The following is a 26,394-nucleotide window of genomic DNA, read 5'->3' on the forward strand; positions in this document are numbered from 1 at the left end:
TCCTCAGTCCACGACGGCCGGCCGGCGGGCCGCCCGGGCCGACCGTACCAAGCGGACCACCACCACGATCACGAACAGCGTCATCAGCGGCGCCCCGACGGTCTTGGTGTACCGGGGCAGGCCCGTGCCGTCGGCGAGCACCAGGAACGACGAGACGATCGCGACGACCGCGAACCACCCGGTGCGCCGGGCCGTGGCCGCGAGCACCGCCAGCGGCCACGCCCAGTACCAGGGGTGGTAGAGCGGGGCGAGTGCGACGGTCGCGGCCAGCGCCAGACCGGCGTGCCAGATCGGCTCCCGCGTGCGCGCCCGCCACCACAGCCAGAGCAGCACCAGCGCCAGCGCCGCCATGCCGATCCCCCGGGTGACCGGTAGCGGGTCGCCGTGCCAGCCGAACGGCGCGGCGAGGTAGCCGACGGTCTGCCCCACCGCCGTCGACGGCGAGGTCCAGGCGACCACCAGGCCGCCCTGCTCCAGCCCGGTCACCCAACCGAAGCCCAGGCCGGTGGCGAGGGTCGCGCCGATCACGGCGGCGACCGAGCCGCCGACCACCCACCCGCCGTCGCGCACCAGCGCCCTGATCGAGTACGCCCCGACGATCGCGGCCAGCGCGGCGAACGGCACCACGACCAGCGCGGTCACCTTGATCGCGGCGGCGAGCCCGAGCAGCACTCCCCCGCCGAGCAGCGGCCGGGGGCGGCCCGGCCGGGACACCACCACGGCCAGCCCGGCGACGAGGAGCCCCACCATCAGCGCGTCGTTGTGCGCCCCCGAGACCAGGTGCACCCCGATCACCGGCGAGCCCAGCGCCAGCCAGACCGCCCGGCCGGCCGGTACGCCGCAGCGGCGGGCCAGCACCGGCAGGCAGGCCGCGGTCAGCCCCACTCCGGCCAGGGCGAGCAGCCGGAACAGCACGATGCTGCCGACCAGCGACCCGGTCGCCTTGACCACCGCCCCGGCGAGCAGCACGAACAGCGGCCCGTACGGCGCCGAGGTGTCCCGCCAGATGTAGGAGACGGTGTCCAGCCACGGGCACGGCAGCGCCGAGACGCCCTGCTCGTACGGGTTGATCCCGGCGGAGTAGCTGGCTCCCTGGCAGGCGTACGCGTACACGTCCCGGCTGCCCATCGGCGGCGTGACCAGGAGCGGCAGCAGCCAGAGCCCGACGGTGAGCAGCGCCCAGCGGGTCGACGGCACCCGGTCGCGCAGCGCCCACCAGGCGTACGCCATCGCGCCCGTGCCGATCGCCCAGGTGGCGATGATCAACGGCCCGTACGGGCCCTGCCAGATGCTGACCGGCGTGGGCCGCAGGTTGCCGTGTGGGAACGCGCCGCCGAGGAACGCGGCCACGGCGAGCAGCGTCGAGCCGGCGAGGCCGAGCCAGCGCGCGAGGTGGTGAGGCACGCCGGACATGCTGCCAGCACGACGGCCGGGGACCGACGGGTGGGCACTGCCCCAGCGGATCTCCCCGGCGGCTTCGGACGGCGTCGCGTCACAAGGCGGTCGGATCGCAGTGCCCCGCCGGAAGGAGACTGCTGGTGACCCGGTACGTGCCGGCGGTCCGCGCCCGCACGGTGGTCCAGCCGTCCGAGGCGGGGCGCAGGCACCCGTCGGCGCCCGGCAGCGACAGCCAGCGGGACCAGCGCACGCGTACCAGGACGTCGGCGGGGGTGTCGACGGTGAACCGCACGCCGGCGCCGGTGGACTCGACGAGCCCGGCCGGCGGGGCGACCAGCGGGGCCGGATCCCGCACCTCGTAGAGCCGCCAGCGGCCCGGCCGCGCCACCTCGCGCAGGTACGGCTGCCCGGTGAGCACGAGGGCCGCCTCGCTGCGCGCGTACCGGTCGGGGACGTCCTCCGGTGCCACCGCCACGTAGCTGACCGCGTTGCGGCGCAGCCAGTCGCCGTACTCGTCGGCGTCGGGCCCCGAGCCGTAGAACAACGGGTTGCGGTCCACGTCGACCTGCCGCTCCCAGCCGCGTGCCAACGGCACCGCCTCCGCCACGTACGCGCTCTCCCAGTGGTCCCGCAGCGGCACGACCTCGACCCGGCCGACCGGTGCCCGCCGGCCCAACTCGTCCAGCAGCGGCTGGTAGAAGCTCGCGTGCACGGGGGCGGACCCCATCCGGGCCAGGTCGCTGGTCATCACCGGCGACTGCCACCAGAGCAGGGCGGCGAGCAGGGCGGCGAGCCACCGCGAGCCGAGCGTGACGAACGCCGCCACGACCGGCAGCGTGAAGAGCATCGGCAGGCGCAGCGCGTTCGACCCGACCGGCGTGGGCAGGTAGTAGGCCGCCACGAGCAGCAGCCCGCTGAGCGCCGCCCCGACGCGCAGTACCCGGACCGGCACCAGCGCGAGGACCACGACGGCGAGCGCGAGGTTGATCCGCATGGACTCGGCGGTGAAGGGTTGCCGGCCGCCGTTGCCGAACATCAGCGCCATCGGCCCGACCGCCGCCAACGGAGCCAGGCACAGCACCAGGCCCTCCGCCCGGAGCGCGCGCGGCGACCACCGCGCCCGCCACACGTCGGTGACCAGCAGGGCTCCCCCGGCCAGCCCGGTGAACAGGCCGGCCACGGGGCTGCCCCAGGTCGCGAGCGCTCCCAGAGCACCGGCCAGCACCAGACGCGCCCAGCGGGGGACGCGGCGTGCCGTGACCGCGCAGAGTGCCAGCAGGCCCAGCATCAGGCCGACCGCGAAGGTGATCCGGCCGCTGGCCAGGTTTCCCACCAGCACCACGGCGCCGAGCAGACCCCCGAGCAGGGGCCGGCGGGCCCGCGCCCGCAGCAACAGCCAGGCCAGCGCCACGGCGGAGACGACCGCCGCCACCGCGCCGACCTGCCGTGTCCCGACCGCCGCGCCGAGCGTCTGGGTGTAGAGGCTGTAACCGAACTGGTTGACCCCGCCGTACCACGAGAAGTCGATGGGCGCGAAGCCGTGGCGGGCGGCGAACCCGGCGCGGGCGTCCTGCGCCGCCAGGTCCGTGCCCATGGGCGGCGCGAGCAGGAACGCCCCGGCCAGCGCCACCGACATCCCGAGCGTGCCGAGCAGCACACGACGGGCGGCCCACGTCGCGACCGCGTCCTCCCGCCGCCCGGGCGCTGCGGGTGGCTCGGCGGTGTTCGTCGGGGAACTGCCCCGGTTCGTCGGCATCGAGCAGTCCTACCACGTCAGCCGGCCCGAGGCCGGGCCGGGGCGACGGGTCGCCCGCACGGGCCCGCTTTGCCGATCCGGCAACATTACTTGCTCCTACTGCCGCCGCCGCGCACGATCGACGTGGCAGGTACGCAGGCAGCCCAGCAGGAGGACGAGACGTGCACCACGACGCGACGACCGGCGAGCACCGGCACGACGACACCAGGGCGGCCACCGGACACGACGGGCGGCACCCGGACGTGGACGAGGAGACCGCGCGGTTCTGGGAGGAGCACTACGGGCGGCACGAGAGGGTCTGGAGCGGCCGGGCGAACCCGATCCTGGTCGACGTCGCCGGTTCGCTGCCGGCCGGCACCGTGCTGGACCTCGGCTGCGGTGAGGGCGGCGACGCGATCTGGCTGGCCGGGCGGGGCTGGCGGGTGACCGCCGTCGACGTCTCCGAGACCGCCCTCGCCCGGGCGGCCGAGGAGGCGGCGGCCGCCGGGGTCGCCTCCCGCATCGAGTTCCACCGGCACGACCTCACCCGGACGTTCCCACCGGGCGAGTACGACCTGGTCTCCGCGCAGTTCCTCCAGTCGCCGCTGGAGTTCCCCCGGGCGGAGCTACTGCGCTCGGCGGCCCGGGCCGTGGCCCCCGGCGGCCGGCTGCTGATCGTCGAGCACGGCGAGGCCCCGCCGTGGGGGCGGCACGACCACGCGCACGCCCGCTTCTCCACCCCGCAGGAGACCCTGGCCGCGCTCGACCTCGACCCCGACCGGTGGGACACCGAGCGGCTCGACGCCCCGCGTCGGCAGGCCACCGGCCCGAACGGCGAGGCCGGCGAGCTGGTCGACCACGTGGTGCTGGTGCACCGCCGCGTCTGAGGTCCGCGCCGGCGGCGGGACCCGGCCCGCCCCGGCCACCCGCGGCCGGCCGGCGCGGCGGGTGGCCGCGTCCCGGCCGGGCCCGCTCGGCCGGGCGGCGGGCTCAGGAGTCGAGCACCCGTTCCATCGCCGCCCGGGAGCGGCGGCCGGTGCGCAGGTACTCGTCGAGGAACTCGCCGGGGTCGTCCCGGCCGAGCAGCCGGACCACCCCGGCCAGCTCGACGCCGTGCCGGGGCAGCTGGTCGCCCTCCCGGCCGCGGACCAGCATCAGCGCGTTGCGGACCTGCGCGGCCAGCGTCCAGCCGGCCGCCATCTCGACGGCGTCCGTCGGATCGACCAGGCCCGCGTCCCGGGCCGCCGCGAGGGCGTCGAGCGTACGCGTGCCGCGCAGCGCCGGGATGGCCCCCGCGTGCCGGAGCTGGAGCAGTTGCACGGCCCACTCGACGTCGGCGAGGCCACCCCGGCCGAGCTTGGTGTGGGTGGCCGGGTCGGCGCCCCGGGGCAGCCGCTCGTGCTCCACCCGCGCCTTGATCCGGCGGATCTCCACCACCTGCTCGCGGGTCAGCCCGTCCGCCGGGTAGCGCACCGGGTCGACCATCGCCGCGAACTCGGCGCCGAGGTCGGCGTCGCCGCAGACGAACCGCGCGCGCAGCAGCGCCTGCGCCTCCCACACCTTCGACCAGCGGGCGTAGTACTGCGCGTACGCGGCGAGGCTGCGCACCAGCGGACCCTGCCGGCCCTCCGGGCGCAGGTCGGCGTCGACGCCGAGCGGCGGGTCGGGCGCGGGCATGCCGAGCAGCCGGCGCAGCTCCTCGGCGATCGCGCGGGCGGCGCCGGCCGCGCCGTCGCCCGCGCTGGCCGGCGCGTCGTAGACGAAGAGCACGTCGGCGTCGGAGAGGTAGTTCGACTCGTAGCCGCCGAGCCGGCCCATGCCGATGACGGCGAAGCGCAGCCCCGGCACGGGCGGCTGGGCCGCGCGGGCGGCCCGCAGCGCGGCGGCCAGGGTGGCGTCCGTGACGTCCGCCAGGGCGGTGCCGACGGCGGTCACGTCGGCCAGGCCCAGCGCCGCGCGCCCGCCGTCGGGCCGGGGCGGCGACGGGGCCAGCGAGCCGGCCCGGCTCAGCAGGTCGGCGCAGGCGATCCGGACCAGTTCCCGGCGGCGCAGCGCGCGGATCGCCCGGGTGGCCTCGACCGGGTCGGTGTGCCGGGCCGCGGCGGCGGCGAAGCCCTCGCAGAGGACCGCGCTGGGCCGGGGAATCAGCTCGCTCTCCTCGGCCAGCAGCCGCAGCGCCTCCGGCTCGCGGGCCAGCAGGTCCGCGGCGTACCGGGAGGAGGAGAGCACCCGGGCCAGCCGGCGGGCCACCGGCCCGGAGTCGCGCAGCAGGCGCAGGTACCAGGGGGTGCTGCCGAGCTTGTCGGAGACCTGCCGGTAGTTGAGCAGGCCGCGGTCCGGCTCGGGGGCGTCGGCGAACTCGCTGAGCAGCACCGGCAGCAGGGTGCGCTGGATGGCGGCGGTGCGGCTCACCCCGCCGGTGAGGGCCTGGAGGTGACGCAGCGCCCCGGCGGGGTCGGCGAAACCGAGGATCTCCAGCCGGTGCCGGGCCGCCTCGGGGGTCAGCCGCAGCCCGTCGGCCGGCACCCGGGCCACCGACTCCAGCAGCGGCCGGTAGAGCAGCTTGGCGTGCAGGCGGCGTACCTCGGCGGCGTGGGTGACCCACTCGGCGCGGAACTCCTCGACGGCGCTGCGGCCCGGCGTGGCGGTGTGGCCCAGCGCGGCGGCCAGCCAGCGCAGCGCGGTCGGGTCGGTCGGCACGGTGTGGGTGCGGCGCAGGCCCTGGAGCTGGAGGCGGTGCTCGACGCCGCGCAGGAAGCGGTAGCCGCGCAGCAGCGCCTCGCCGTCGGCCCGGCCGACGTAGCCGCCGGCGACCAGCGCGCGCAGCGCCGGCAGGGTGCCGGGCACCCGCAGCGACTCGTCGCCCCGGCCGTGCACCAGTTGCAGCAGCTGCACGGCGAACTCGATGTCGCGCAGCCCGCCCGGACCGCGCTTGATCTCGCGCTCCAGCTCCTTCGGCGGGATGTTGTCGATGATCCTGCGTCGCATGGCGCGGACGTCCTCGACCGCCTCGGGCCGCTCGGCGGCCCGCCACACCAGCGGGGCGAGCTGGTCGACCCACTCCCGGCCCAGCGCCAGGTCGCCGGCCGCCGGCCGCGCCTTGAGCAGCGCCTGGAACTCCCAGGTGCGCGCCCAGCGCCGGTAGTAGGCGAGGTGGCTGGCCAGCGTCCGCACCAGCGGCCCCCGGTTGCCCTCCGGGCGCAGGGCCGCGTCGACCGGCCAGGCGACCAGCCCGCAGACGTGGATCAACCGCGTGGCGACCGTGGTGGCCGCGGCGAGGTCGTCGTCCTCGGCGGCCACGAAGATCACGTCGACGTCGGAGACGTAGTTCAGCTCGTCGCCGCCGCACTTGCCCATCGCCACGACGGCGAGCCGGGGCCGGGGGGTGCCCTCCGGCAGCTCGCCGACCGCGATCTCGTACGCCGCCGCCAGGGTCGCGTCGGCAAGCGCGGAGAGCGCGGCCATGGTCTGCTCCAGGCCCCGGCCGCCGGTCAGGTCGGCCGCCGCGATCCGCAGCAGCGCCAGCCGGTACGCCCTGCGCAGCACCGCCACCGGCTGCCCGTCGCCGGACAGGTCGAGCCGTCCCTCGGCGGTCGGCGCCAGCCCGTCCGGGGCGGTGCGCAGGGTCGGCCACTGATCGGAGTTGGCGACCAGGTGGTCGCCGAGCGCGGAGGAGGCGCCGAGGACGGCGACCAGCCGGCGGCGCAGGCCGGGGTCGTCGGCGAGCGCCGCCAGCAGCGCCGACCCGGCCTGTTCCGGGGCGGTGCGGCGCTCGGCCTCGACGATGCGGTGCAGCTGGCGCAGCGCCAGGTCCGGATCGGCGGCCCGGGAGAGCGCGGCGAGCAGCTCCGCCGCGCGGTCGTCGGTGGGCTCCTGCGCGTCCGGCCGCCACAGCCCCAGCCCGTCCGGGCCGAGCAGGTCGGCGGCGCGGGCGGCGCCGGCACCGCCGTCGGTGCCGAAGCCGTAGCGGGCGAGCCGCCCCGCGGCCCTGGCCGGCCGGCTCATCACTGCCCGAGCAGGGGCAGGCTGCGGCGGGGCGCGGCGTCCTCCAGCTCGCCCAGGGCCAGCGCGGCGAACCGGGCCGCGAACGGCTGCCAGACCTCCTCGACGTCGACCATCACGTCGTGGCAGGCCGCCACCACCAGGTCGGGGTCGTAACCCAGCTCGGCCAGCAGCCTCGAGTCGGCGGCCCAGTCGGCGATCATGGCGGTGTCGCACTCGATGTGGAACTGCAAACCCCAGGCCCGGTCGCCGAGGCGGAACGCCTGGTGGGGGTAGCGGGTGGAGGCCGCCAGCAGGGTGGCGCCACGGGGCAGCTCGGTGATCTCGTCAGAGTGCCACTGGAACACGTCGGGGATCAGCGGGACGTAACGGAACAGCGGGTCGGTGTCGGCGGCGTCCCGCTTGCCGACCACGCAGGGGCCGACCTCCGGGCCGCTCGGGCTACGCACGACCTCGCCGGCGTGCGCGGTGGCCAGCAACTGCGCGCCGAGGCAGATGCCCAGCGTCGGCACCCGGTGCCGGACGGCCTTGCGCAGCAGCCCCTCCACCGCCGGAAGCCAGGGCGCGGCCGGCGACCCGTCCGGCAGCGGGTACGGCGGCAGCCCGCCGCCGAGCACCACCAGGGCGGCGTACCCCTCCAGGTCGGCGGGGATCTCGTCACCGGCGTGGGCGCGGACCACCCACAGGTCGAGGCCCGCCTCGGTCAGCCACTCACCCAGCCGGCGGACGTCGTCGGTCGGGTCATTCTCGATCACCAACGCGGTAGCCACGACGTCGAGGCTAGCCGGTGGCCCGGACGGACCCGGAACGCCTCCGCCGGCGCGGCGGCGACGGGTGGCCCGGTGCGTGCCCGCCGCCGCACGTACGCGACTAGGCTCTGCCGCTGTGTCCGACCCCGCCCGCACTACTCCCCCCACCGCCGTACGACCGCTGGCGCTGCGCCCCGGCGACACGGTGATGCTGGTGTCGCCCTCCGGGCCGACCCGGCCGGAACGGGTGGCCCGGGGCGTCGAGCTGCTCACCGGCTGGGGACTGCGGCCGGTGCTGGCGCCGAACGCGTACGCCCGGCAGGGCTACCTCGCCGGCGCGGACGAGCTGCGCGCCGCCGACCTGAACGCCGCGTTCGCCGATCCCGAGGTGCGCGGGGTGATCTGCACCCGGGGCGGCTACGGCGCGCAGCGGATCGTCGACACGATCGACATGGCCGCCGTACGCCGCGACCCGAAGGTGGTCGCCGGGTTCTCCGACATCACGGCGTTGCAGTTCGCGCTCTGGCGGGGCGCCCGGCTGGCCGGCGTGCACGGCCCGGGGGCGGCCTGGCTGGACGAGCGCACGCCGCTGCGCTCGGCCGAGTCGCTGCACGCCGCCCTGATGACCACCGAACCGGTCGCGGTCAGCGCCGTCGCCGAGGAGGAGACCTTCGCGGTACGCGTGCCCGGCCGGGCCACCGGCCCGCTGCTGGGCGGCAACCTCTGCCTGGTCGTGGCGTCGCTGGGCACCCCGGACATGCCGGACCTGACCGGTGCCGTCCTGCTCGTCGAGGACGTGCAGGAGCCGCCCTACAAGGTGGACCGGATGCTCACCCAGCTCCGCCGCGCCGGGGCCCTGGACGGGCTGGCGGGGGTCGCGGTGGGCCAGTTCACCGACTGCGCGGACGGCTGGTCGGTCGGCGTCGCCGACGTGCTCTCCGAGCGCCTCGGCGACCTCGGCGTGCCCGTCCTCGGCGGCCTCCCGATCGGTCACGGCCCCGGCCAGCTCACCGTCCCGGTGGGCACCGAGGCCACCCTCGACACGGAAACCGGCACCCTCACGGTCACCCCCGCCGTCCGCTGACCGCCCACTCGGTCCCGCGCTCCCGCACGCCCCGGGTCGATCATGGGTTGGCGGCGGCGATACCGATATTCCGCACCGCCAACCTCATGATCACCGGGGTCAGGGGCGGGGGTCAGGGGGCGGGGGTCAGGTGGGCCAGGGTGCCCGTTTCCAGGGCGGCCCAGACCGTGGCGTCCGGGGCGACCGTGAGGCCGTGGGGTTCGGAGGCCGGGGTCGGCAGGTCGTGGGTGGTGATCGCGCCGCCCGGGGCGACGTGGCCGATGCGGTTGCCGCCCCACTCGGTGTACCAGCAGCCGCCGGCCGGGTCGGCGACGATGGCGTGCGGCCGGGCGGACCGGTCCGGCAGCGGGTACTCGGTGATCCGCCCGTCCGGCGTGATCCGACCGAGCTGACCGGCGCCGATCTCGACGAACCAGAGCGCGCCGTCGACGCCGGCGGTGATACCGACCGGCGCGGCCCTCTCGGTCGGCAGCGCGTACAGGGTCACCGCGCCGTCCATGCCGATCCGGCCCACCGCGTTCGCCTGGTTGAGCGTGAACCAGACGGCCTCGTCCGGCCCGGCGGCGACCATCGAGGCGAAGCCGCCGCTCACCGGCAGCGGGAACCGGGTCTGCTTCCCGTCGACGGTCACCCGACCGATCGCGTCGGCGCTCATGGCCGCGTACCAGAGGGCGCCGTCGGGACCGGCGGCGATGCCGCACGGGCCGGTCCCGTCCGGAAGCTCGACGGCGCTCAGCTCGCCGTCGGTGCTGATCCGGCCGATCCGGTCGTCGCCGGAGCGGGTGAACCAGAGGGCGCCGTCGGGGCCCGGCGTGATGATCAACGGCCGGCTGTCGGGCGCGACCGACCAGGTGCGCGACTCGCCGCCCGCGTCCACCCGGGCGATGCCGCCGGCGTGGACCAGCGTCAGCCAGAGCGCGCCGTCGGGGCCGACCGTGATGCCGTACGGGCCGCCGCCCGCCCCGGTCAGCGGGACTTCCCTGATCTTCGCGGACGTCGTCACGAGGGTCACCTTCCGTCACCTGCTCCGCCCCGGCGGGGCCCTGCCGACCGCATACCCTCGCCGCCCGCGCACGCCGATGCAACCCGTTTGTCCGGTCGGGCGGCTCGGATTGCCAGCTCGCTGACAGGGTCGCCACGGCATCCCCTCAGCCCTGCCGGTCACCGTCGGTGAGGTCATCGCACCACCCATCCACGAGCTGGAGGACGACATGCCCCGCACCACGAGGAAGAAGCACCTGCTGGCCGGGCTGGCCGCGGCCGGCGTACTCGGCGTGGGCCTCGCCGCCCCGACGGTCGCGTTCGCCGCGGACGGCGACACCCCGACGCCGGGCGCCAGCACCGGTGCCGAGGACGGCGACCGCCAGCAGCAGCGGGCCGACCGGCAGGCGGAGTTCGCCGGGAAGCTGGCCGCGGAGCTGGGCGTCGACGCGGACAAGGTGACGGCCGCGCTGGAGAAGCTGCGCGAGGAGCACAAGCCGGCCGACCGGCCCGAGAGGGGCGACCGGCCCGGCAAGGGCGACCCCGCCGACCGGCAGGCCGCGATGAAGGAGCGCCTGGCAGAGGCCGTCGAGGACGGCAGGCTCACCCAGGAGCAGGCCGACGCCGTCACCGCCGCCGCCGAGGCCGGTGTCCTGCCCGGCCGGGGCGGCCACGGCGCACCGGCCGGCAGGTGACGTACGCCGTCCGCCCCGGCGACCCGGCCGGGGCGGACGGCGCCACCGCCCGCGGTGTCGGCCGGGCCCGTCCGGGCCGTGCGTCGGCCGCGTCGGGCTGGGACGCCGACCGTCAGGCGTACGTCGGCGGCACGTCCGGCGGACGACGCGGCCGGTCAGGCGGCCCCGGCCGGTGGGCTCAGGCCCCCGGCGGCGGGGCGTAGACGCCGAAGTGGTTGCCGGCCGGGTCGGCCATGTGGGCGAAGGTGAGCCCGTTGTCGTTGGATTTCGGCGGCACCAGCACCTTGCCGCCCGCCGCCTCCGCCCGCCGGACGGCGTCGGCCACGTCGGCCACCTGCACGTAGAAGATCGCGTAGTTCGGGCCCGTCCCGCCGGTGTCCCGGACCGCCCCCTGGATGGATCCCTCCGGTCCCGGCTCCGCCACCCGGTACGACGTCTCCGGCGTCCCCTGCTCGCCAAACGCCCAGCCGAACAGGTCGGCGTAGAAGCGCCCGGTCTCCTCCGGCCGGTCGGTGCCGACCTCGAACCAGTTGACCCCGCTGTTGATCGTGGACATGTGTCGCCTCCCGTTCGCACGCCGGCCGTTCGGTCGGCGCCGTCAGGAGTCAGCCTCCGCCCCGTCCGCGACACCGTCCTGTCGGTGTTTCCGGCGGGCCTTCCGGTCGGTCCGGCGAGCGCCTTCGCCGGCACCCTCCCCCAGGACCGCCAGGTCGGCCACCTCCGGCGGCAACGGACGCGGCCGATCGACGAGGGGCGGGATTCTCCTGTCCCGGCTCAGACCAGGCTGAGCCGGCGGACCCGGTGCCGGGGGATGTCCAGGTCGTCGGCGGCCAGCTCGCGCTCCGGCACCCGCTCGGCCAGGGCGGTGACCGAGGTGATCCGGTCGACCCGGAAGGCCCGGATGCCGTCGCGCAGCCGACACCAGCCCAGCAGGTACCAGTGCCGGGGGTTGCCGAGGTAGCCCAGCGGCTCCACGTCGCGCAGCGAGCCGGCGCCCGCGCGGTCGGCGTAGCGGATGCGCAGCACGCGCCGCGCGCGCACCGCGTCGGCGACGGCGGCCGGGACGGGCGTCACCGGCCCGTCGCCGATCAGGTGCACCCGGGCGGCGAGCCGGTGGGCCTCGGCGGCGTCGGCGGCGGGCATCACGGAGATCAGCTTGCGCAGGGCCGTGCCGGCCGCGGCGGCGAACGGGGTGCCGCGCATCCGGTGCAGGGCCACCGCCATGGCGACCGCCTCGACCGGGGTGAGGTTGACCGGCGGCAGGGTGCGTGCCCGGTCGAGCGCGTAGCCGCCGGTGCGGCCCGGCTCGGCCCAGATCGGCACGCCCGACTCCTGGAGGGCGCCGATGTTCCGCTCGATGGTGCGGGTGCTCACCTCGAAGCGGTCGGCGAGCCAGCGGGCGCTGCGCGGCCGTGGCGACACGGCGCGCAGCTCCTCGACCAGGGCGTAGAGACGGTCCGTCCGGTTCACCCCCGCAACCTACGACGGGGGTGTGACGGACCGGCTCAGGCGATGCAGGCGCAGACGATCAGCGCGGCGCCGAAGTGCGTGGCGGCGCTGACCCGCGCCGCCGGGTGCGGCTCGTCCGAGCAGATGATCTCGCCGAGCTTGCCAGGGGTGAGCAGGTCCAGCACGAAGAACGCCAGCGCCATGATGACCAGCCCGACCAGGCCGAAGACGAGAGTCGAGGCGATTCCCTTGGCGAAGTCGCTGTAGCTGGTCAGGATCGCGGTGAACACGATCCCGGCGATGCCGAGCTGGTTGGCGGCCAGCAGCAGCGCGGCGTTGCCGTTGCGCCGCACCCAGATCAGCTCCCGCAACCTGCCCGGGGTGAGCATGTCGACCAGCCCGAACCCGGCCGCCATCAGGGCCACCCCGACGACCCCGAACACCACGCTCTGCCAGGCTCCGCTGAGCAGGTCTTCCAGCACCGACTGCCTCCCGAACTCTGCGCCCGGCGGGGATGCCGGCGCGGTGACCGAGACGATAGCGGCACCGCGCCAGCGGCGGGAGCCCGCTCCGGCGGCGGGGGGCGACTGACCTACAGCGACAGGTAGCGCTGCCGCTCGTAGGGGGTGACCTCGCGGCGGTACTGCTCCCACTCGGCCCGCTTGTTGCGCAGGAAGAAGTCGAAGACGTGCTCGCCGAGCACCTCGGCGACCAGTTCGGAGCCGGCCATCACGTCGATCGCCTCGGACAGGTTCTCCGGCAGCGGCTCGTAGCCCATCGCCCGCCGCTCGGCGCTGGTCAGCGACCACACGTCGTCCTCGGCGCCCGGCGGCAGCTCGTAGCCCTCCTCGATGCCCTTCATCCCGGCGCCGAGCAGCACCGCGAAGGCCAGGTAGGGGTTGGCCGCCGAGTCCGGCGAGCGGACCTCCACCCGGGCCGAGTTCGGCTTGCCGTAGGCGGGGACCCGGACCAGCGCGGACCGGTTCAGGTGACCCCAGCAGACGTACGCGGGGCTCTCGGTGACCCGGTCCGGCAACGCCTGCGGGAACAGCCGCTTGTAGGAGTTGACCCACTGGTTGGTGACGGCCGTGTACTCCCGGGCGTGCACCAGCAGCCCGGCGATGAACGCCCGGGCCACCTTGGACAGCTTCATCGGGTCGCCGGCGTCGTGGAACGCGTTGCGCTCCCCCTCGAACAGCGACAGGTGGGTGTGCATGCCGCTGCCCGGCTGGTCGGTGAACGGCTTGGGCATGAAGGTGGCCTGCACGCCGGTGGAGAGGGCCACCTCCTTGACCACGTGCCGGAAGGTCATGATGTTGTCGGCCGTGGTGAGCGCGTCGGCGTAGCGCAGGTCGATCTCCTGCTGGCCGGGGGCCACCTCGTGGTGGCTGAACTCCACGGAGATGCCGATCCGCTCCAGCGCCAGCACGGCCTGCCGGCGGAAGTCGCGGGCCACGGCGTGGGTGGTGTGCTCGAAGTAGCCGCCGGTGTCGACCGGGATCGGCACCGAGCCGTCCAGCGGGCCGTTCTCCAGCAGGAAGAACTCGATCTCGGGGTGGGTGTAGAAGGTGAAGCCCTTCTCGGCGGCCTTCGACAGCGCCCGGCGCAGCACGTGCCGTGGGTCGGCCCAGGACGGACCGCCGTCGGGGAGCAGGATGTCGCAGAACATCCGGGCGCTCTCGCCGCTGACCCCGCCCTCGAACGGGAAGACCTGGAAGGTCGTCGGGTCGGGCATGGCCACCATGTCGGACTCGAAGACCCGGGCGAAGCCCTCGATCGCCGAGCCGTCGAACCCGATGCCCTCCTCGAAGGCCGCCTCCAGCTCGGCGGGGGCCACCGACACGCTCTTGAGCGTGCCCAGCACGTCGGTGAACCACAGCCGGACGAACCGGATGTCCCGCTCTTCCAGCGTACGGAGGACGAACTCCTGCTGACGGTCCACTTCCACCCCTCGCGACACCTTGCGCACCTGCGACCGGGGGTCGACCCGGCCTGACCGACCAGTGTCCACCGGCCTCGTTACGCCGACGTTACGCGACCGGCCGGCGGGCGTCCCGCCCTGTCCCGTGGCTCTGGTGATCTCGCCCCGCCCCGCCCCGCGTGTCGGGCCCGCACGGCTGGGGCAAGATGAGGACATGCCCACCCTGCGTCTCGCCCTGTGCCAGGTCAACCCGACCGTCGGCGACCTCGCCGGCAACTCCGGCCTGGTCCGTGACTGGACCCGCCGGGCCGCCGACAGCGGCGCCCAGATCGTCGCGTTCCCGGAGATGATGCTGACCGGCTATCCGGTCGAGGACCTGGTCTTCCGCCGGTCCTTCGTCGCCGCGTCGAAAGCCGCGCTGGAACGCCTCGCCGCCGATCTCGACGCCGACGGGTCGGGCGCGCTGCCGGTGCTGGTCGGCCACCTGGACGCCGACGGCCCGCCGCAGGTGAGCGGCGACGCCGAGCCCGGTCGCGGCGCCCGCAACGCGGCGGCCCTGCTGCACCACGGTCGGATCGTCGCCACCTACTTCAAGCACCACCTGCCCAACTACGGCGTCTTCGACGAGGACCGATACTTCGTCTCCGGCGACGCGCTGACCGTCGTCCGCGTCGGCGGGGTGGACGTGGCGCTGACCATCTGCGAGGACCTGTGGCAGGCCGGCGGTCCGTTCGCCGCCGCCCGCCAGGCCGGGGTCGGCCTGGTCCTCTGCGTCAACGGCTCACCGTACGAGCTGAACAAGGACGACGTCCGGCTGCCGCTGGTCCAGCGCCGGGCCGCCGAGGCCGGGGCGATGATCGCGTACGTCAACATGGTCGGCGGGCAGGACGAGCTGGTCTTCGAGGGCGATTCCATGATCGTGGGCGCCGACGGCGAACTGCTCGCCCGGGCCCCGCAGTTCGTCGAGCACCTGCTGGTGCACGACGTGGAGCTGCCCGCCGCCGGCGAGCCGGCCGCCCCGGAGCAGGTGCTGGCGGACGGGATGCGCGTGGTGCGGGCCGAGGCCGGGGACATCCCGCCGACGCCCGCCGGGCCGGCCGCCACCGGCGGGACGATCGCCCCGGTGGCCGACGAGGCCGAGGTGTGGCAGGCGCTCGTGCTGGGCCTGCGCGACTACGTCAACAAGAACCGGTTCCCCTCGGTGGTGCTGGGCCTCTCCGGCGGCATCGACTCGGCGGTGGTGGCCGCGCTGGCCGTCGACGCGCTCGGGCCCGACCGGGTGGTCGGCGTGTCGCTGCCCAGCCAGCACTCCTCCGAGCACAGCCGGGAGGACGCGGCCGAGCTGGCGAAGCGGACCGGGCTGGACTACCGGGTCGAGCCGATCCAGCCGATGGTGGACACCTTCCTGGCGAACATGTCGCTCTCCGGGGTCTCCGTGGAGAACCTCCAGGCGCGGGTACGCGGGGTGATCCTGATGGCGCTGTCGAACCAGGAGGGGCACCTGGTGCTGACCACCGGCAACAAGAGCGAGCTGGCGGTCGGCTACTCCACCCTCTACGGCGACTCGGTCGGCGGCTTCAACCCCGTCAAGGACGTCTGGAAGACGCTGGTCTGGCGGCTGGCGAAGTGGCGCAACGCCGACGCCGCCCGCCGGGGCGAGACCCCGCCGATCCCGGAGAACTCCATCGGTAAGCCGCCGAGCGCCGAGCTGAGCCCGGGCCAGCTGGACAGCGACACGCTGCCCGACTACGACGTGCTGGACCCGATCCTGATCGGCTACGTCGACGGCGACCTGGGGCGCGACGGGCTGGTCGCGTCCGGCCACGACCCGGCCGTCGTCGACCGGGTGCTGCGGATGGTGGATACCGCCGAGTACAAGCGCCGCCAGTCCGCGCCGGGGGCGAAGATCTCGATGAAGGCCTTCGGGCGGGACCGGCGGTTGCCGATCACGAACCGGTGGCGCGAGGACGGCTGAGCCGGTCGCTCCCGGGCCGGCGGCGGTCCGGGAGTGACATGCTCCACTGCGCTCTGCCGCCGGCCGGTCGTCGGGTGCGACGATCGCGGCGGAACCCGGGGACCGCGCACGCGGCCTCGAGGAAGGAGAGAGTCATGGTGGAGTCCACCCCGTCCGAGGTGACCGCCCTCTACGGCGGCCCGGCCACCCGGCGGGTCCGCACCCGCGACCTGGTCGCCGCCAAGGAGCGCGGCGAGCGGTGGCCGATGCTCACCTCGTACGACCAGTACACGGCCTCGATCTTCGACCAGGCCGGCATCCCGGTGCTGCTGGTCGGCGACTCGGCGGCGAACAACGTCTTCGGCTACGAGACGACGGTGCCGGTGACCGCCGAGGAACTGCTCCCGCTGGTCCGCGCGGTGGTCCGGGCCACCCGGCACGCGCTGGTCGTCGGCGACCTGCCGTTCGGCTCCTACGAGGAGGGTCCGACGCAGGCGCTGCGCACCGCCGTGCGGTTCATGAAGGAGAGTGGCTGCCACGCGGTGAAGCTGGAGGGCGGCCGGCGCTGCGCGGCGCAGATCGCCGCGATCACCGGCGCCGGCATCCCGGTGATGGCGCACATCGGCTTCACCCCGCAGAGCGAGCACGCCATCGGCGGCTACCGGGTGCAGGGGCGCGGCGACGCGGCCGACGACGTGATCGCCGACGCCCGGGCGGTGGCCGAGGCGGGCGCGTTCGCCGTGGTGCTGGAGATGGTGCCGGGGCAGGTGGCCAAGCGGATCACGGCGGAGCTGCCGATCCCGACCGTGGGCATCGGCGCCGGCGCGGACACCGACGCCCAGGTGCTCGTCTGGCAGGACATGGCCGGTCTGCGTACCGGCAGGGCGCCGCGCTTCGTGAAGCGCTACGCCGACCTGGCGGGTGCCCTGACCGACGCGACCCGGCGGTTCGCCGACGAGGTCCGGGGCGGCGACTTCCCCGCCGCCGAGCACACCTTCTGACACCGGCCGGCCGCCTCCCGCCCGGACGCTGCGGGACCGGCGTCCGGGCGGGAGGCGGTACGCGGCACCGGCGCCCACGGCCTCTCCCGCCCGCCTGCCTCGTGGCCGACAATCGTCAGGTGTTCGACTTCGGCATCCCCGGCTACCAGCCGGCCTGGTTGCACGCGCGGCCCGACATCGAGACGGCGCACGGCGCCCGGCTCGCCGCGCTGGCCGGCCGTACGCTCACCCGCGTCTGGCTGGTCTGGGACCTGGACGAGGACGAGTGGTTCGCGGACTGTCCGGTGCTGCTGGACTTCGCCGGCGAGCAGGTGGAGGTCAACCACCAGAAGTTCGACGATCTCTCGATCACCTGGAACTCGGTCTGCCCGGGCGGCCCGGTCGCCTGGCCCACCTCCGACGACTTCCGGCTGGCCTGGCGTGCCGAGCCGCTGCCGGGGTTGGCCGCCCTGCCGGGCCGCCGGTTGCGCGAGGTCGCGCTGTTGAAGTGGCGGGGCGCAACGGGCGACCTGGCCAACGGCAGCCTCGCACTCGGCTTCGCGTTCGCCGACACCGAGCTGGTCGTCTACAACGGCCTCGACGAGAACGCCCTCACCGTCGGCCCTGCGGACCCCCGCTACCGCCGCCACCCGCTCGGACGCGCGAACAGGCTGTTGGCTGCTGTCCCACCAGGCGGGGCTGCCGATCTGGGTAGGAACAGGCCCCTGGAGGGGCCGTTTCCCACCCAGATCTGAAGCGGCGTACGCGGCCCGCCGTCAGAGGTCGGTGACGCGGATGCCCGCGTGCGCCTTGTAGCGCTTGTTGATGGCGATCAGGTTGGCGGTGAACGCCTCGATCTGGTGGGCGTTGCGCAGCCGGCCGGCGTAGATGCCGCGCATGCCGGGGATCCGCGCGGCGAGCGCGGCGACCACGCCCACCAGTTCGCGGTCCTCGGTGCAGATCAGCACGTCGAGGTCGATCCGGTCGATCTCCGGGTCGGCCAGCAGCGGCGCGCTGACGTGGTTGAACGCGGCGCAGACCCGGGAGTCGGGCAGCAGCGCGGCGGCCTGCTGCACGGCGCTGCCCTCGGCGACCGTGAGCGCGTACGGGCCCTGCTTGTCGAAGCCCAGCGGGTTGACGCAGTCGACGACGATCTTGCCGGCGAGCGGCTCGGCGAGCGCGGCGACGGTGGCGGCGTGCCCGTCCCACGGCACCGCGACGATCACCACGTCGCTGTTGCGGGACACCTCCTCGTTGCCGGCGCCGGTCACCCGGGCCTCGGCGGGCACGCCGGGCAGGGCCGAGATCTCCTCGGCGGACTGCGCGGCCCGCTCGGCGGATCGGGACCCGATCAGCACGCTCTGGCCGGCCCGGGCGAACCGGTAGGCGAGTCCCCGCCCCTGGTCGCCGGTGCCGCCGATGATGCCGACGGTCAGCCCGGACACGTCGGGCAGCATGCTCGCGTCGTAAGCCATGCCGCCATCCTCGCAAACCGTGCGGCCCACCAGCAGCGGTGGGCGCTGTGACAATCCCCGCTGCACACCCCGCCGCCCGACCCAACCCGACGCGGCGGCACCGGCCGGCGGGGCGGGAGCGCGGCGCGGCGGGCCGGGGAGTGTCAGGCCAGCTCGAAGGCCACCGTGCGGGCGACCGGGTCGGCGGTGACCAGCCGGACCCGCACCCGCTCGCCCAGCGGCAGTTCGCCGAGGCAGCGGGCGCGCACCGGCGGGTCGTCCAGCGCCACGGTGCCGCCGGGCCGGCGGCCCGGGCGGGCCTTGCCGTCCGGGGCCGCGTCGACGTCGAGCACCGCCGCGTCGAAGGTCTCCCCCACCCGGTGCTGGAGCAGCACCGCCTCGGCCAGCTCGATCGCGCCCCGGGTGGCCGCCGAGGCGGTCCGGTCGGTCGTGGCCATCACCTCGGGCAGCCGGGGCAGCGCCGCGCGGGCCCAGTCGGGCACCGCCCGGCCCTCGTGCAGCGCCAGGCAGACCTCCGTGGCGTAGCGGTCGGCCAGTCGCCGCAGCGGCGCGGTGACGTGGGCGTACGCGGCCGCGACCCCGCCGTGCTCCCGCTGCTCGGGCGGCGCGCCGTCGAAGGCCGTGTACGCGGCGCCCCGCATCAGCTCGGCGGCCTGGTCCACGAAGGCGGCGGCCCGGGGCTGCGACGGGTCCAGGCCGGCGATCACCTCGCCGGGGCCGGCCCCGTCCGGCCAGTGCACGCCCAGCGGGGCGGCGGCGGCCCGCAGCCGCGTCACCGCCTCGGGCTTCGGCGCCGGCATCGTACGCAGCAGGCCGATGCCCCCGGCGAGCATGAGGTCGGCGGCGGCCATCCCGGTCAGCAGCGAGATCTGGGCGTTGTGCTCCTCCATCGGCACCGGCCCGCGCAGCACCAGCCGCCAGCCGTCGCCCTCGGCCTCCACGTCCTGCTCGGGCAGCGGCAGGTTGATCGCTCCCCGGCGCAGGCCGCGCGCGGTGAGCAGGGCCCCGATCTCGGGCAGCAGGGCGATCGGGTCGGGCAGCCGGCCGGCGTCGGCGGCCGCCTGGACCCCGACGTAGTCCAGCTTGGCCCGGCTGCGCACCAGCGCGCGCTCCAGCGTGACCCCGACGGTGTCGCCGTCCGCGTCCAGGTCGATCGTCCACACCACGGCGGCCCGGTCGACGTCCGGCAGGAGGCTGGCCGCGCCCTCGCTGAGGGTCTCGGGGTGCAACGGCACGGTGCCGTCGGGCAGGTAGACGGTCTGCCCGCGCCGCCAGGTCTCCTCCTCCAGCGCGCCGCCGGGGCGGACGTGCGCGGCGACGTCGGCGATCGCGTACGACACCCGGTAGCCGCCGCCGGGGCGGCGGGTGAGGTGCATCGCCTGGTCGAGGTCGCGCGAGGTGGCGGGGTCGACGGTGACGAACGGGATGTCGGTGCGGTCGGCGGCGGGCCGGGGCGGCGCGGCCGCCGCGGCGTCGGCCTCGCGCTGCGCCGCGGCCGGGAACCCCTCGGGCAGTCCCAGCTCGCGGCGCAGCGCGCCGAAGTCGATGCGGGGTGCGAGTACGCGTCGGATCACCACGGGGTCAATCCTGACAGTGTGGCGGATGATCCGCTTCCCGGCGAGCGCCGTTCACCGCGTCGCGGTCAGCCGGTCGCCCTGCGCGCGTTCGCCCGTACCCCACGGGGAGCGGTGGCCCGGGCAGCGGTCGTCGGGGCGGGCGCCTTGCGGGCGGTGACCTTCTTGGCCGGCGCCTTGGCGACGGTCGTCTTCTTCGCCGGGGCCTGCTTCGCCGCCGCCTTGCGGGTGGTGGCCGAGGAGGTCGCGGTGGCCTTCCTGGCGGGGGCCTTCGTCGCCGCGGCCTTGCGGGCGCCGCCGGTGGGCCGGGTCGCGGCCGTCTTCCTGGCGGGCGTCGTCTTCTTGGCGGTCGCCTTCTTCGCCGGGGCCTTCGCCGCCGTCGTGGTCTTCTTCGCCGCCGAGGTGCTGGTCTGCCTCGCCGCCGTCGTGGTCTTCTTCGCCGCCGAGGTCACCTTGCGGGCGGGGGCGGTGCCGCCGGCGGGGGCCTTCTTCGCCGGCGCGGTCGCCTTCCTCGCCGTGGTGGCGGCCTTCGTCGCCGCCTGCCGGGCGGGTGTCTTCGCCGAGGTCGTTTTCTTCGCCGTCGTGCTCTTGGCCGCCGCCGTCGTCCGCTTCGCCGCGGCGGGAGCCTTCTTCGCGGCGGTGGCGGTCGTCTTCTTCGCCGCGGCCGTCGTCTTCTTCGCCGCGGCGGCGACCCCGGTTGCCGCCTTCTTCGCGGGGGCCTTCTTCGCGGGGGCCTTGGCGGCGGTGGTCTTCTTCGCCGGGGCCCGTCCCGCGCCGCCCGTCGCCTTCTTGGCCGGTGCCTTCTTCGCCGCCGTGGTCGTGGTGGACGGGCGCGCGGTCCGCGTCCCACCCGCGGTCCGCTCCGCCGCGGCGGTCTTCCTGGCGGTCGTACGTCTGGCGGCCGGGCGGGTGGTGGCCTGCTGTGCTTCGGCCATCTCGGTTCCCTTCCTGGGGACGTGCTCTCGCCCTCGCGGAGCACCAAGTACCTCGGCGCGGGCCATCCCGCGCCGCCTATCTGTCCTCCCCGGCCCAGCGGGCGTCCTCGGCCTCCCACGCGTCGTTGCGCTCCCGCACCGTCTGCAGGGCGTTCTCCGCGTCGGCGGCTGAGGCGTACGGCCCCAGAACGTGCCTGGCGGGGCACACGTCGGCGTCGGTCTCGACCCGGTGGTGCCGGGTGCACCAGTAGAAGTGCCCACCGCTTCCGCTGTCGCTCATGGGATCACTGTGCACCGCGAACCACCCGGCCGCCACCGGAACACCACAAGTCGCCGATGTTCTCCACAGTAGACGTGCTCCCGTCGGCAGGGGCGGGAACTGCGAAAACAGGGCTGGTCGGGTACGCGGTGCCCACCCCGCCGGCCCGCGACGGGGCAGCCGCGGGGCGGGCCCGTGCCGCACAATCGCCCCGTGCGACACGGGGGTGGGACATCGGTGTGGCTGCGACGCGTACTGACGGTGGCGGTGCCGGCGATCGTGCTGGCGGTGGTCGGGGCGGCCACCGGGCTGCCGCTGCTGCGGGACCGGTCGCAGCAGCGGCTGGAGCAACGGGCCGAGCGGGAGGTGACCGCCACCGCGCAACTCGCCCGCGCGCGGTTGCTCGCCGAACCGATGGCCGGGGAGTCGACGCTGCGGCAGGCCGCCGACGCGGTGGACGGGGTCGAGGTGCTGGCCGTGCGCAGCGACGGGCCCCGCGCGGAGGCGACCGTACGGCTGGTATTCCGCGTCCGGGTCGCCAAGACGGCGGCGTCGGTCTTCGGTTGGCAGCGGGCCGACTCGGCGGCGTGCTTCGCGCTGGCCGTGCCCGCCGACGCCGGCCCGGTCGCCCTCGAACGGCTGTCGTGCCCCGACTGACCCGGGTGCGGCCCGGCCGGGCCGCCCGACGCACGGCCCCGCACGGCAGCCGCCGGCGGTCGCCCTCGCGTCCGGTGGGCATCGGCTGAACAGCCGGCTCCGGCGCGAGGGAGTACGCCCGGGTGGCCCGGGAGATCAGTCTGTCGGGGTGACGCGGGGCGATCCGCCGGACGAGGGGCGGGCTAGGGTCGCCGGATGGGCGTTCCGGACCACATCCTACGGCTGCGCGAGCGCGTCGGCCACGACCTGCTCCTGCTGCCGAGCGTGAGCGCGGTGGTGCGCAACGACGCCGGCGAGCTGCTGCTCGGCAGGCGCGCCGACGACGGGCGCTGGTCGGTGGTCAGCGGCATCGTCGAGCCGGGCGAGCAGCCGGCCACGGCGGTGGTCCGCGAGGTGCGGGAGGAGACGGGCCTGGAGGTCGAACCGGTCCGCCTGAGCAGCGTCGTGTCGCACCCGCACACCTATCCCAACGGCGACCGCTGCGAGTTCTTCAACCTCGGCTTCCACTGCCGGCTGGTCGCCGGCACCGCCCGGGTCAACGACGACGAGTCGGTGGCGGTGGAGTGGTTCCCGCCGGACCGGCTGCCCGCGCTCGACCGGCACGCCCGGCTGACCGTCGCGCACGCCCTCGACACCGGGGCGGGCGCGTGGTTCCTGCCCGCCGGGACGGCCTGGGCCGAGTCCGATGACTGACCTCGACCCGCCCCTGCGCCGCTACCTCGCCGACCTGGTCGCCGCCGCCCGCGACGTCCTCGGCGACGACCTCGTCGGGGCGTACGCGGCCGGCTCGGTCGGGCTGGGTGCGTACCAGCCGGGGCGCAGCGACGTCGACGTGGCGCTGGTCTGCGCCGACGCCCTCGACCTCGGTCGCAGGCAGGAGCTGGTGGCGCGGCTGCGGCACGAGGCGCTGCCGTGCCCCGCGCGCGGGCTGGAGCTGGTCGTGTACCGCCGGGAGGTCGCCCGCTCCGGCGCGCCGGAGCCGGGGTTCGAGGTCGAGCTGAACACCGGGGCGCGGATGCCGTTCCGGGCGACGTGGTCCGCCGTCGACCGGCCCGCAGAGGACGGCCTGTTCTGGTACGGCCTGGACCGCAGCATCCTGCACCAGTGCGGGTACGCCCTGCTCGGGCCGCCGGCCGCCGAGGCCTTCGCCGACCTCTCCCCCGCCGACCTGCGCCGCCTGCTGACCGACGCGCTGCGCTGGTGGCTGGCCCTGCCGACCCCGCCCGGCGACGGTCCCGCCCCCGGGGCCGAGGACGCGGTGCTCGGCGCCTGCCGCTCCCTGGTCAGGGTCCGCCACGGCGTCTGGCTGTCGAAGGTCGACGCCGGCCGCCGGCTGCTCGCCGACGGCCGGCCGGCCGACGCGACCGACGGCGGCGCGGCCGCCGACCTGATCGAACGGTCGATCGCGGCGCGGGCCGGCGGGCCGCCACCGGGCGGTCATGAGGCCCGCGCCTTCCAACGCCGCGTGCTGGACGAGATCAGTCGGTGACGGGCTCGACCGGGATCCAGAGTTCGGCGTCCGCCTGCGTGCCGTCCGCCGACAGCCGGGTACGCGAGATCTCCGGTCCCGGCCGGCTGCGGTACGGGTTGGACGGGAACCACTGGGTGAACACGTCCCGCCAGAGGTACTGCACCGCCTGCGGGAACGCCCCGGAGGTCTCGAAGACCGCCCAGGCGCCCGCCGGCACGGGCAGCGCGTCCAGGTCCTCCGGCGCGTCCGCGCCCGTCACCACGCCGTACCAGTAGTCCAGTTCGGTGCCCTCCGCGCGGCTGTCGGCCACGTCGGCACTGACGTTGACGACGCCCTGCGGCTCCTGGTCGGAGAGGGCCTCGATCCGGCGTACCGTCTCCGGCGGGATGCCCTTGACGAAGGCGACGATCGCCGGGTTCATCCCCTCGTGCACCAGCGGCACCCGGGCCTTGCGGCCCACCAGCTGGAACCCGTCCTTGTGCACGATCCGGTACCGCATGCTGCTGCTCCCTTCGACGACGAGTCGGAAGGACATCCGGGGCTGGGACTGCAGCGCCGCCCCCGTACGCCGGGCCTCGCCGGGGCCCACGCCGTGCACGGCGTGGAACGCCCGGGCGAACGCCTCGGTGGAGCCGTAGCCGTAGCGGACCGCGACGTCGAGCAGCGGCCGCTCCCCCGCGAGCACCTCCGCGCCCGCGACCGTGAGCCGCCGCCGCCGGATGTACTCGGACAGGCCGACGCCCGCCAGCGCGGAGAAGATCCGACGAAGGTGGTACTCCGAGGTCACCGCGATCCGCGCCAGCTCGGCCACCTCGATCTGTTGGTCGAGGTGCCGCTCGATGTGCTCCATGGCCTGGTTGAGCCGCTCCAGCACCCGGTTCTCCTTCCCGTTCCGAACAGCAACGCTAGGCGTGCGGGAGGTTCGCGCACCCGACATGCTGTGCCCGGATCGGTCGCCCCGGTTGCGGCACGGGCATCATGGCTCAGGAAAGGCCCGGATCGGGCCCGCCGCCGTTGGTGCGTGGCTGGTCGAAGCGGTGCCGGGCGAACGCGTCCACCCTGCCCCAGCGGCCCGGGATGTCCAGCAGTGCGAGCCGGTCGAAGCCGGGCGGCAGCGCCGGGTCCACGGCGAGGTGGTCCTCGTGCGGCTCGATGCCGAGCATGATCCGGATGAGCAGCAGGGACGCTCCGCTGGACCACGCCTGCGGGCTGCCGGCGGTGGGGTACCGGACCGGGTACCGCGTGGTGTGCCGGTCGAATCCGCCGAAGGCTTCGGGAAGCCGGCCCTGGAAGTAGGTGGCGGCGTCGATGACGCCCTCGGCGATGCGTCCCGCCTCGTCGGCGAATCCGTAGCGGCGCAGACCCCAGGCGATGAACGAGTTGTCGAAGGGCCAGACGGTGCCGCGGTGGTATCCGAGCGGGTTGTAGCGGCCCTGCCCCTCGGCGAGGGTCCGCACTCCCCAGCCGGAGAAGAGCGCCGGCCCCATCAGGTGCTCGGCGACCCGCGCCGCCCGCTCCGGCGGCACGATGCCGCTCCACAGCAGGTGCCCGATGTTGGAGGAGAGGCTGTCGACGGGAGTGCCGTCGCCGTCGAGGGCGAGCGCGTAGTAGCCCCGGTCGTCGAGCCAGAAGTCCCGGTTGAAGCGGTCGTACAGCGCCGCCGCCTCGCTCTCCAGCCGGTCCGCGTAGGCCGGGTCGTTCCAGAACGTACGGGCCAGCCGCGCCGCCCGCTTCTTGGCGTCGTAGGCGTAGCCCTGGACCTCGCAGGTGGCCCTGGGGAAGCCGGGCAGCCTGCCGTCGGCGTAGGAGATGCTGTCCCAGGAGTCCTTCCAGCACTGGTTGTCCAGGCCGGTGAGCCGGTTGCGTCTCTCGTACCAGAGGTAGCCGGTGGACGTCAGGTCGGCGTACTTGTCGATCCATTCCAGGGCCGCCCGGGCCTCCTGCTCCAGCTCCATCACCAGCGCCGTGTCGCCGCTCCAGCGTTCGTACTCGTCGAGCAGCACGACGAACAGCGGCGAGGCGTCGACGGTGCCGTAGTACGGCGAGTGGGGCTGTTCCTCGAACGCGGCCGACTCGCCGTAGCGCAGTTCGTGCAGGATCCGGCCAGGGTCCTCCTCCAGGACGTTGTCGGTCCGGGCACCCTGCAACGAGGCGAGGATCCGCAGCGTCGGCGGGGTCAGCGACGGGGTGAAGGGCAGGGTCTGCAGGCAGGTCAGCAGGCTGTCCCGGCCGAACAGGGTCATGAACCAGGGCAGCCCGGCCGCTGGTACGCTCGCGCCGCCGAGCGAGAGCGGGGCGAAGCGCAGCGCCGCCAGGTCCACCAGGCTGCGGTGGTACACCTGTCGCAGTGCGCTGCTGTCGGTGTCCAGCTTCGGGGCCTCCGCGAGCCACTCCCGCACGCTCGTCGGCAGGGTGGTGGCGTCCGGGCGCAGCGCCCGCACCGCGGCACGGAGGTCGACGCCGTCGGGACGCAGCGCCCGCATGACCACCCGGAGCTCCGTCGACCAGCGGGCGCCGGGCGGCAGCCGGAGCGTGAAGCGGAGACCGCCCTCGTCGAAGTCGGCGGGCTCACTGGTCGAGACGGACACCTCGCGCTGGAACGTGCCGCGCCGGTAGCCCAGCCGCAACTCGTCCGGACCGACGTGGGCGTAGTGGCTGCCGGCCTTCTGGCGGACGTCGAACTTGATGTCGAAGATGTCGGCGAAGTCGGCCGCGACCTCCAGTCGTACGTCGAGGTCCATCTCCTTCTCGCCGTAGTTGAACAGCGTCAGCGACTCGGTCAGGTCCGGTCCGATCCGCCGCCGCCGGATCGCCGACACGTCGGCCTCCACGTAGTCGGTCTGCCCGCCCGGCACCACGAAGAACGCCGCCTCGTAGTACTGGCTGTCGTCCACCGACAGGGCGGTCAGCCGCTCGCCGTTGACGGTGAGCACCCATCGGGACAGGAAACGCGAATCGGCGGCGAACAGGCCGACCGGGGTCGCGGGTGACGACTCCACGTCACCGCTGGAATCCGAGACGATGAACGTGCTGCCGTCGATGCACGACACGGTGCCCGGGATGTCCTTCACCGGG

General features: G+C 75.2%; 24 protein-coding genes. 9 read left to right on the forward strand and 15 right to left on the reverse strand.

Annotation, left to right across the window (positions count from 1 at the left end):
- Nucleotides 1-3: 3 nt before the first annotated feature.
- Together mptB and ACFHW0_RS01770 are read right to left on the reverse strand one after the other, a co-directional pair.
- Complete coding sequence (gene mptB / locus ACFHW0_RS01765; protein ID WP_416604993.1) at nucleotides 4-1,404, reverse strand: polyprenol phosphomannose-dependent alpha 1,6 mannosyltransferase MptB; 1,401 nt, start codon at nucleotides 1,402-1,404, stop codon at nucleotides 4-6.
- Between the two features lie 88 nt (nucleotides 1,405-1,492).
- On the reverse strand, nucleotides 1,493-3,154 hold the full coding sequence (locus ACFHW0_RS01770) for a hypothetical protein (RefSeq protein ID WP_416604996.1): 1,662 nt from the start codon (nucleotides 3,152-3,154) through the stop codon (nucleotides 1,493-1,495).
- A gap of 161 nt (nucleotides 3,155-3,315) precedes the next feature.
- Here ACFHW0_RS01770 and ACFHW0_RS01775 point away from each other — a divergent pair, with 161 nt between their 5' ends.
- Nucleotides 3,316-4,020: a class I SAM-dependent methyltransferase gene (locus tag ACFHW0_RS01775; RefSeq protein ID WP_416604999.1), complete on the forward strand. Its 705-nt coding sequence runs from the start codon at nucleotides 3,316-3,318 to the stop codon at nucleotides 4,018-4,020.
- A gap of 103 nt (nucleotides 4,021-4,123) precedes the next feature.
- On the opposite strand, the gene ACFHW0_RS01780 is transcribed toward ACFHW0_RS01775, so the two are convergent.
- Together ACFHW0_RS01780 and ACFHW0_RS01785 are read right to left on the reverse strand one after the other, a co-directional pair.
- On the reverse strand, nucleotides 4,124-7,138 hold the full coding sequence (locus ACFHW0_RS01780; protein WP_416605001.1) for a bifunctional [glutamine synthetase] adenylyltransferase/[glutamine synthetase]-adenylyl-L-tyrosine phosphorylase: 3,015 nt from the start codon (nucleotides 7,136-7,138) through the stop codon (nucleotides 4,124-4,126).
- Nucleotides 7,138-7,905: a type 1 glutamine amidotransferase gene (locus ACFHW0_RS01785; protein WP_416605004.1), complete on the reverse strand. Its 768-nt coding sequence runs from the start codon at nucleotides 7,903-7,905 to the stop codon at nucleotides 7,138-7,140. The genes ACFHW0_RS01780 and ACFHW0_RS01785 overlap by 1 nt, the downstream gene beginning before the upstream one ends.
- Nucleotides 7,906-8,092: 187 nt before the next feature.
- Between ACFHW0_RS01785 and ACFHW0_RS01790 the strand changes: the two genes are divergently transcribed.
- The gene (locus tag ACFHW0_RS01790) at nucleotides 8,093-8,968 is read left to right on the forward strand and encodes a S66 peptidase family protein (RefSeq protein WP_416605241.1); all 876 of its coding nucleotides are present in this window, start codon (nucleotides 8,093-8,095) and stop codon (nucleotides 8,966-8,968) included.
- Between the two features lie 112 nt (nucleotides 8,969-9,080).
- Here ACFHW0_RS01790 and ACFHW0_RS01795 read toward each other — a convergent pair whose 3' ends face one another.
- Nucleotides 9,081-9,971 (reverse strand): virginiamycin B lyase, encoded by an 891-nt coding sequence (locus ACFHW0_RS01795; protein ID WP_416605006.1) that lies wholly within the window; start codon nucleotides 9,969-9,971, stop codon nucleotides 9,081-9,083.
- Between the two features lie 208 nt (nucleotides 9,972-10,179).
- Between ACFHW0_RS01795 and ACFHW0_RS01800 the strand changes: the two genes are divergently transcribed.
- Nucleotides 10,180-10,644, forward strand: coding sequence for a hypothetical protein (locus ACFHW0_RS01800; protein WP_416605007.1), 465 nt, complete (start codon nucleotides 10,180-10,182; stop codon nucleotides 10,642-10,644).
- Between the two features lie 178 nt (nucleotides 10,645-10,822).
- On the opposite strand, the gene ACFHW0_RS01805 is transcribed toward ACFHW0_RS01800, so the two are convergent.
- From ACFHW0_RS01805 to glnA, 4 genes are all read right to left on the reverse strand, one after another.
- Complete coding sequence (locus ACFHW0_RS01805; RefSeq protein ID WP_416605009.1) at nucleotides 10,823-11,200, reverse strand: VOC family protein; 378 nt, start codon at nucleotides 11,198-11,200, stop codon at nucleotides 10,823-10,825.
- Between the two features lie 218 nt (nucleotides 11,201-11,418).
- On the reverse strand, nucleotides 11,419-12,114 hold the full coding sequence (locus ACFHW0_RS01810; protein ID WP_416605010.1) for a helix-turn-helix transcriptional regulator: 696 nt from the start codon (nucleotides 12,112-12,114) through the stop codon (nucleotides 11,419-11,421).
- Nucleotides 12,115-12,149: 35 nt separating this feature from the next.
- Nucleotides 12,150-12,575: a DUF350 domain-containing protein gene (locus ACFHW0_RS01815; RefSeq protein ID WP_416605011.1), complete on the reverse strand. Its 426-nt coding sequence runs from the start codon at nucleotides 12,573-12,575 to the stop codon at nucleotides 12,150-12,152.
- 110 nt (nucleotides 12,576-12,685) lie between these two features.
- Nucleotides 12,686-14,035 carry a type I glutamate--ammonia ligase gene (glnA, locus tag ACFHW0_RS01820; RefSeq protein ID WP_121400411.1) on the reverse strand — a complete coding sequence of 450 codons (1,350 nt, stop codon included), beginning with the start codon at nucleotides 14,033-14,035 and terminating at the stop codon, nucleotides 12,686-12,688.
- A gap of 193 nt (nucleotides 14,036-14,228) precedes the next feature.
- On the opposite strand from glnA, the gene ACFHW0_RS01825 reads away from it, so the two are divergent.
- The 3 genes from ACFHW0_RS01825 to ACFHW0_RS01835 all read left to right on the forward strand — a co-directional run bounded on the left by ACFHW0_RS01825 (nucleotide 14,229) and on the right by ACFHW0_RS01835 (nucleotide 17,703).
- Nucleotides 14,229-15,989, forward strand: a complete 1,761-nt coding sequence (locus ACFHW0_RS01825) for an NAD+ synthase (protein WP_416605012.1) — start codon at nucleotides 14,229-14,231, stop codon at nucleotides 15,987-15,989.
- A gap of 134 nt (nucleotides 15,990-16,123) precedes the next feature.
- A complete protein-coding gene (gene panB, locus ACFHW0_RS01830) occupies nucleotides 16,124-16,969 on the forward strand; it encodes a 3-methyl-2-oxobutanoate hydroxymethyltransferase (RefSeq protein ID WP_416605013.1) in 846 nt (281 codons plus the stop codon).
- Nucleotides 16,970-17,088: 119 nt separating this feature from the next.
- Nucleotides 17,089-17,703, forward strand: a complete 615-nt coding sequence (locus ACFHW0_RS01835) for a hypothetical protein (RefSeq protein ID WP_416605014.1) — start codon at nucleotides 17,089-17,091, stop codon at nucleotides 17,701-17,703.
- Between the two features lie 21 nt (nucleotides 17,704-17,724).
- Here ACFHW0_RS01835 and npdG read toward each other — a convergent pair whose 3' ends face one another.
- The 4 genes from npdG to ACFHW0_RS01855 form a co-directional block, all read right to left on the reverse strand.
- The gene (npdG, locus tag ACFHW0_RS01840; protein WP_416605015.1) at nucleotides 17,725-18,423 is read right to left on the reverse strand and encodes an NADPH-dependent F420 reductase; all 699 of its coding nucleotides are present in this window, start codon (nucleotides 18,421-18,423) and stop codon (nucleotides 17,725-17,727) included.
- 143 nt (nucleotides 18,424-18,566) lie between these two features.
- Nucleotides 18,567-20,000: an RNB domain-containing ribonuclease gene (locus ACFHW0_RS01845; RefSeq protein ID WP_416605016.1), complete on the reverse strand. Its 1,434-nt coding sequence runs from the start codon at nucleotides 19,998-20,000 to the stop codon at nucleotides 18,567-18,569.
- Between the two features lie 65 nt (nucleotides 20,001-20,065).
- Nucleotides 20,066-20,932: a histone gene (locus ACFHW0_RS01850; protein WP_416605018.1), complete on the reverse strand. Its 867-nt coding sequence runs from the start codon at nucleotides 20,930-20,932 to the stop codon at nucleotides 20,066-20,068.
- Between the two features lie 76 nt (nucleotides 20,933-21,008).
- Complete coding sequence (locus ACFHW0_RS01855) at nucleotides 21,009-21,212, reverse strand: hypothetical protein (protein WP_121400897.1); 204 nt, start codon at nucleotides 21,210-21,212, stop codon at nucleotides 21,009-21,011.
- Between the two features lie 192 nt (nucleotides 21,213-21,404).
- Here ACFHW0_RS01855 and ACFHW0_RS01860 point away from each other — a divergent pair, with 192 nt between their 5' ends.
- From ACFHW0_RS01860 to ACFHW0_RS01870, 3 genes are all read left to right on the forward strand, one after another.
- Complete coding sequence (locus tag ACFHW0_RS01860; protein ID WP_416605019.1) at nucleotides 21,405-21,848, forward strand: hypothetical protein; 444 nt, start codon at nucleotides 21,405-21,407, stop codon at nucleotides 21,846-21,848.
- 195 nt (nucleotides 21,849-22,043) lie between these two features.
- The gene (locus ACFHW0_RS01865) at nucleotides 22,044-22,541 is read left to right on the forward strand and encodes an NUDIX hydrolase (RefSeq protein WP_416605021.1); all 498 of its coding nucleotides are present in this window, start codon (nucleotides 22,044-22,046) and stop codon (nucleotides 22,539-22,541) included.
- A complete protein-coding gene (locus tag ACFHW0_RS01870) occupies nucleotides 22,534-23,337 on the forward strand; it encodes a nucleotidyltransferase domain-containing protein (protein ID WP_416605023.1) in 804 nt (267 codons plus the stop codon). Before ACFHW0_RS01865 ends, ACFHW0_RS01870 begins: the two co-directional genes overlap by 8 nt.
- Here the strand turns inward: ACFHW0_RS01870 and ACFHW0_RS01875 are convergent.
- Both ACFHW0_RS01875 and ACFHW0_RS01880 read right to left on the reverse strand, forming a co-directional pair.
- A complete protein-coding gene (locus ACFHW0_RS01875; protein ID WP_416605025.1) occupies nucleotides 23,327-24,193 on the reverse strand; it encodes an AraC family transcriptional regulator in 867 nt (288 codons plus the stop codon). The two genes, ACFHW0_RS01870 and ACFHW0_RS01875, sit on opposite strands and share 11 nt — an antisense overlap.
- Before the next feature lie 109 nt (nucleotides 24,194-24,302).
- The gene (locus ACFHW0_RS01880) at nucleotides 24,303-26,381 is read right to left on the reverse strand and encodes a glycogen debranching N-terminal domain-containing protein (protein ID WP_416605242.1); all 2,079 of its coding nucleotides are present in this window, start codon (nucleotides 26,379-26,381) and stop codon (nucleotides 24,303-24,305) included.
- Between the last annotated feature and the right edge of the window lie 13 nt (nucleotides 26,382-26,394).

The organism is Micromonospora sp. LOL_025, from assembly GCF_048060285.1.
Classification (GTDB): domain Bacteria; phylum Actinomycetota; class Actinomycetes; order Mycobacteriales; family Micromonosporaceae; genus Micromonospora.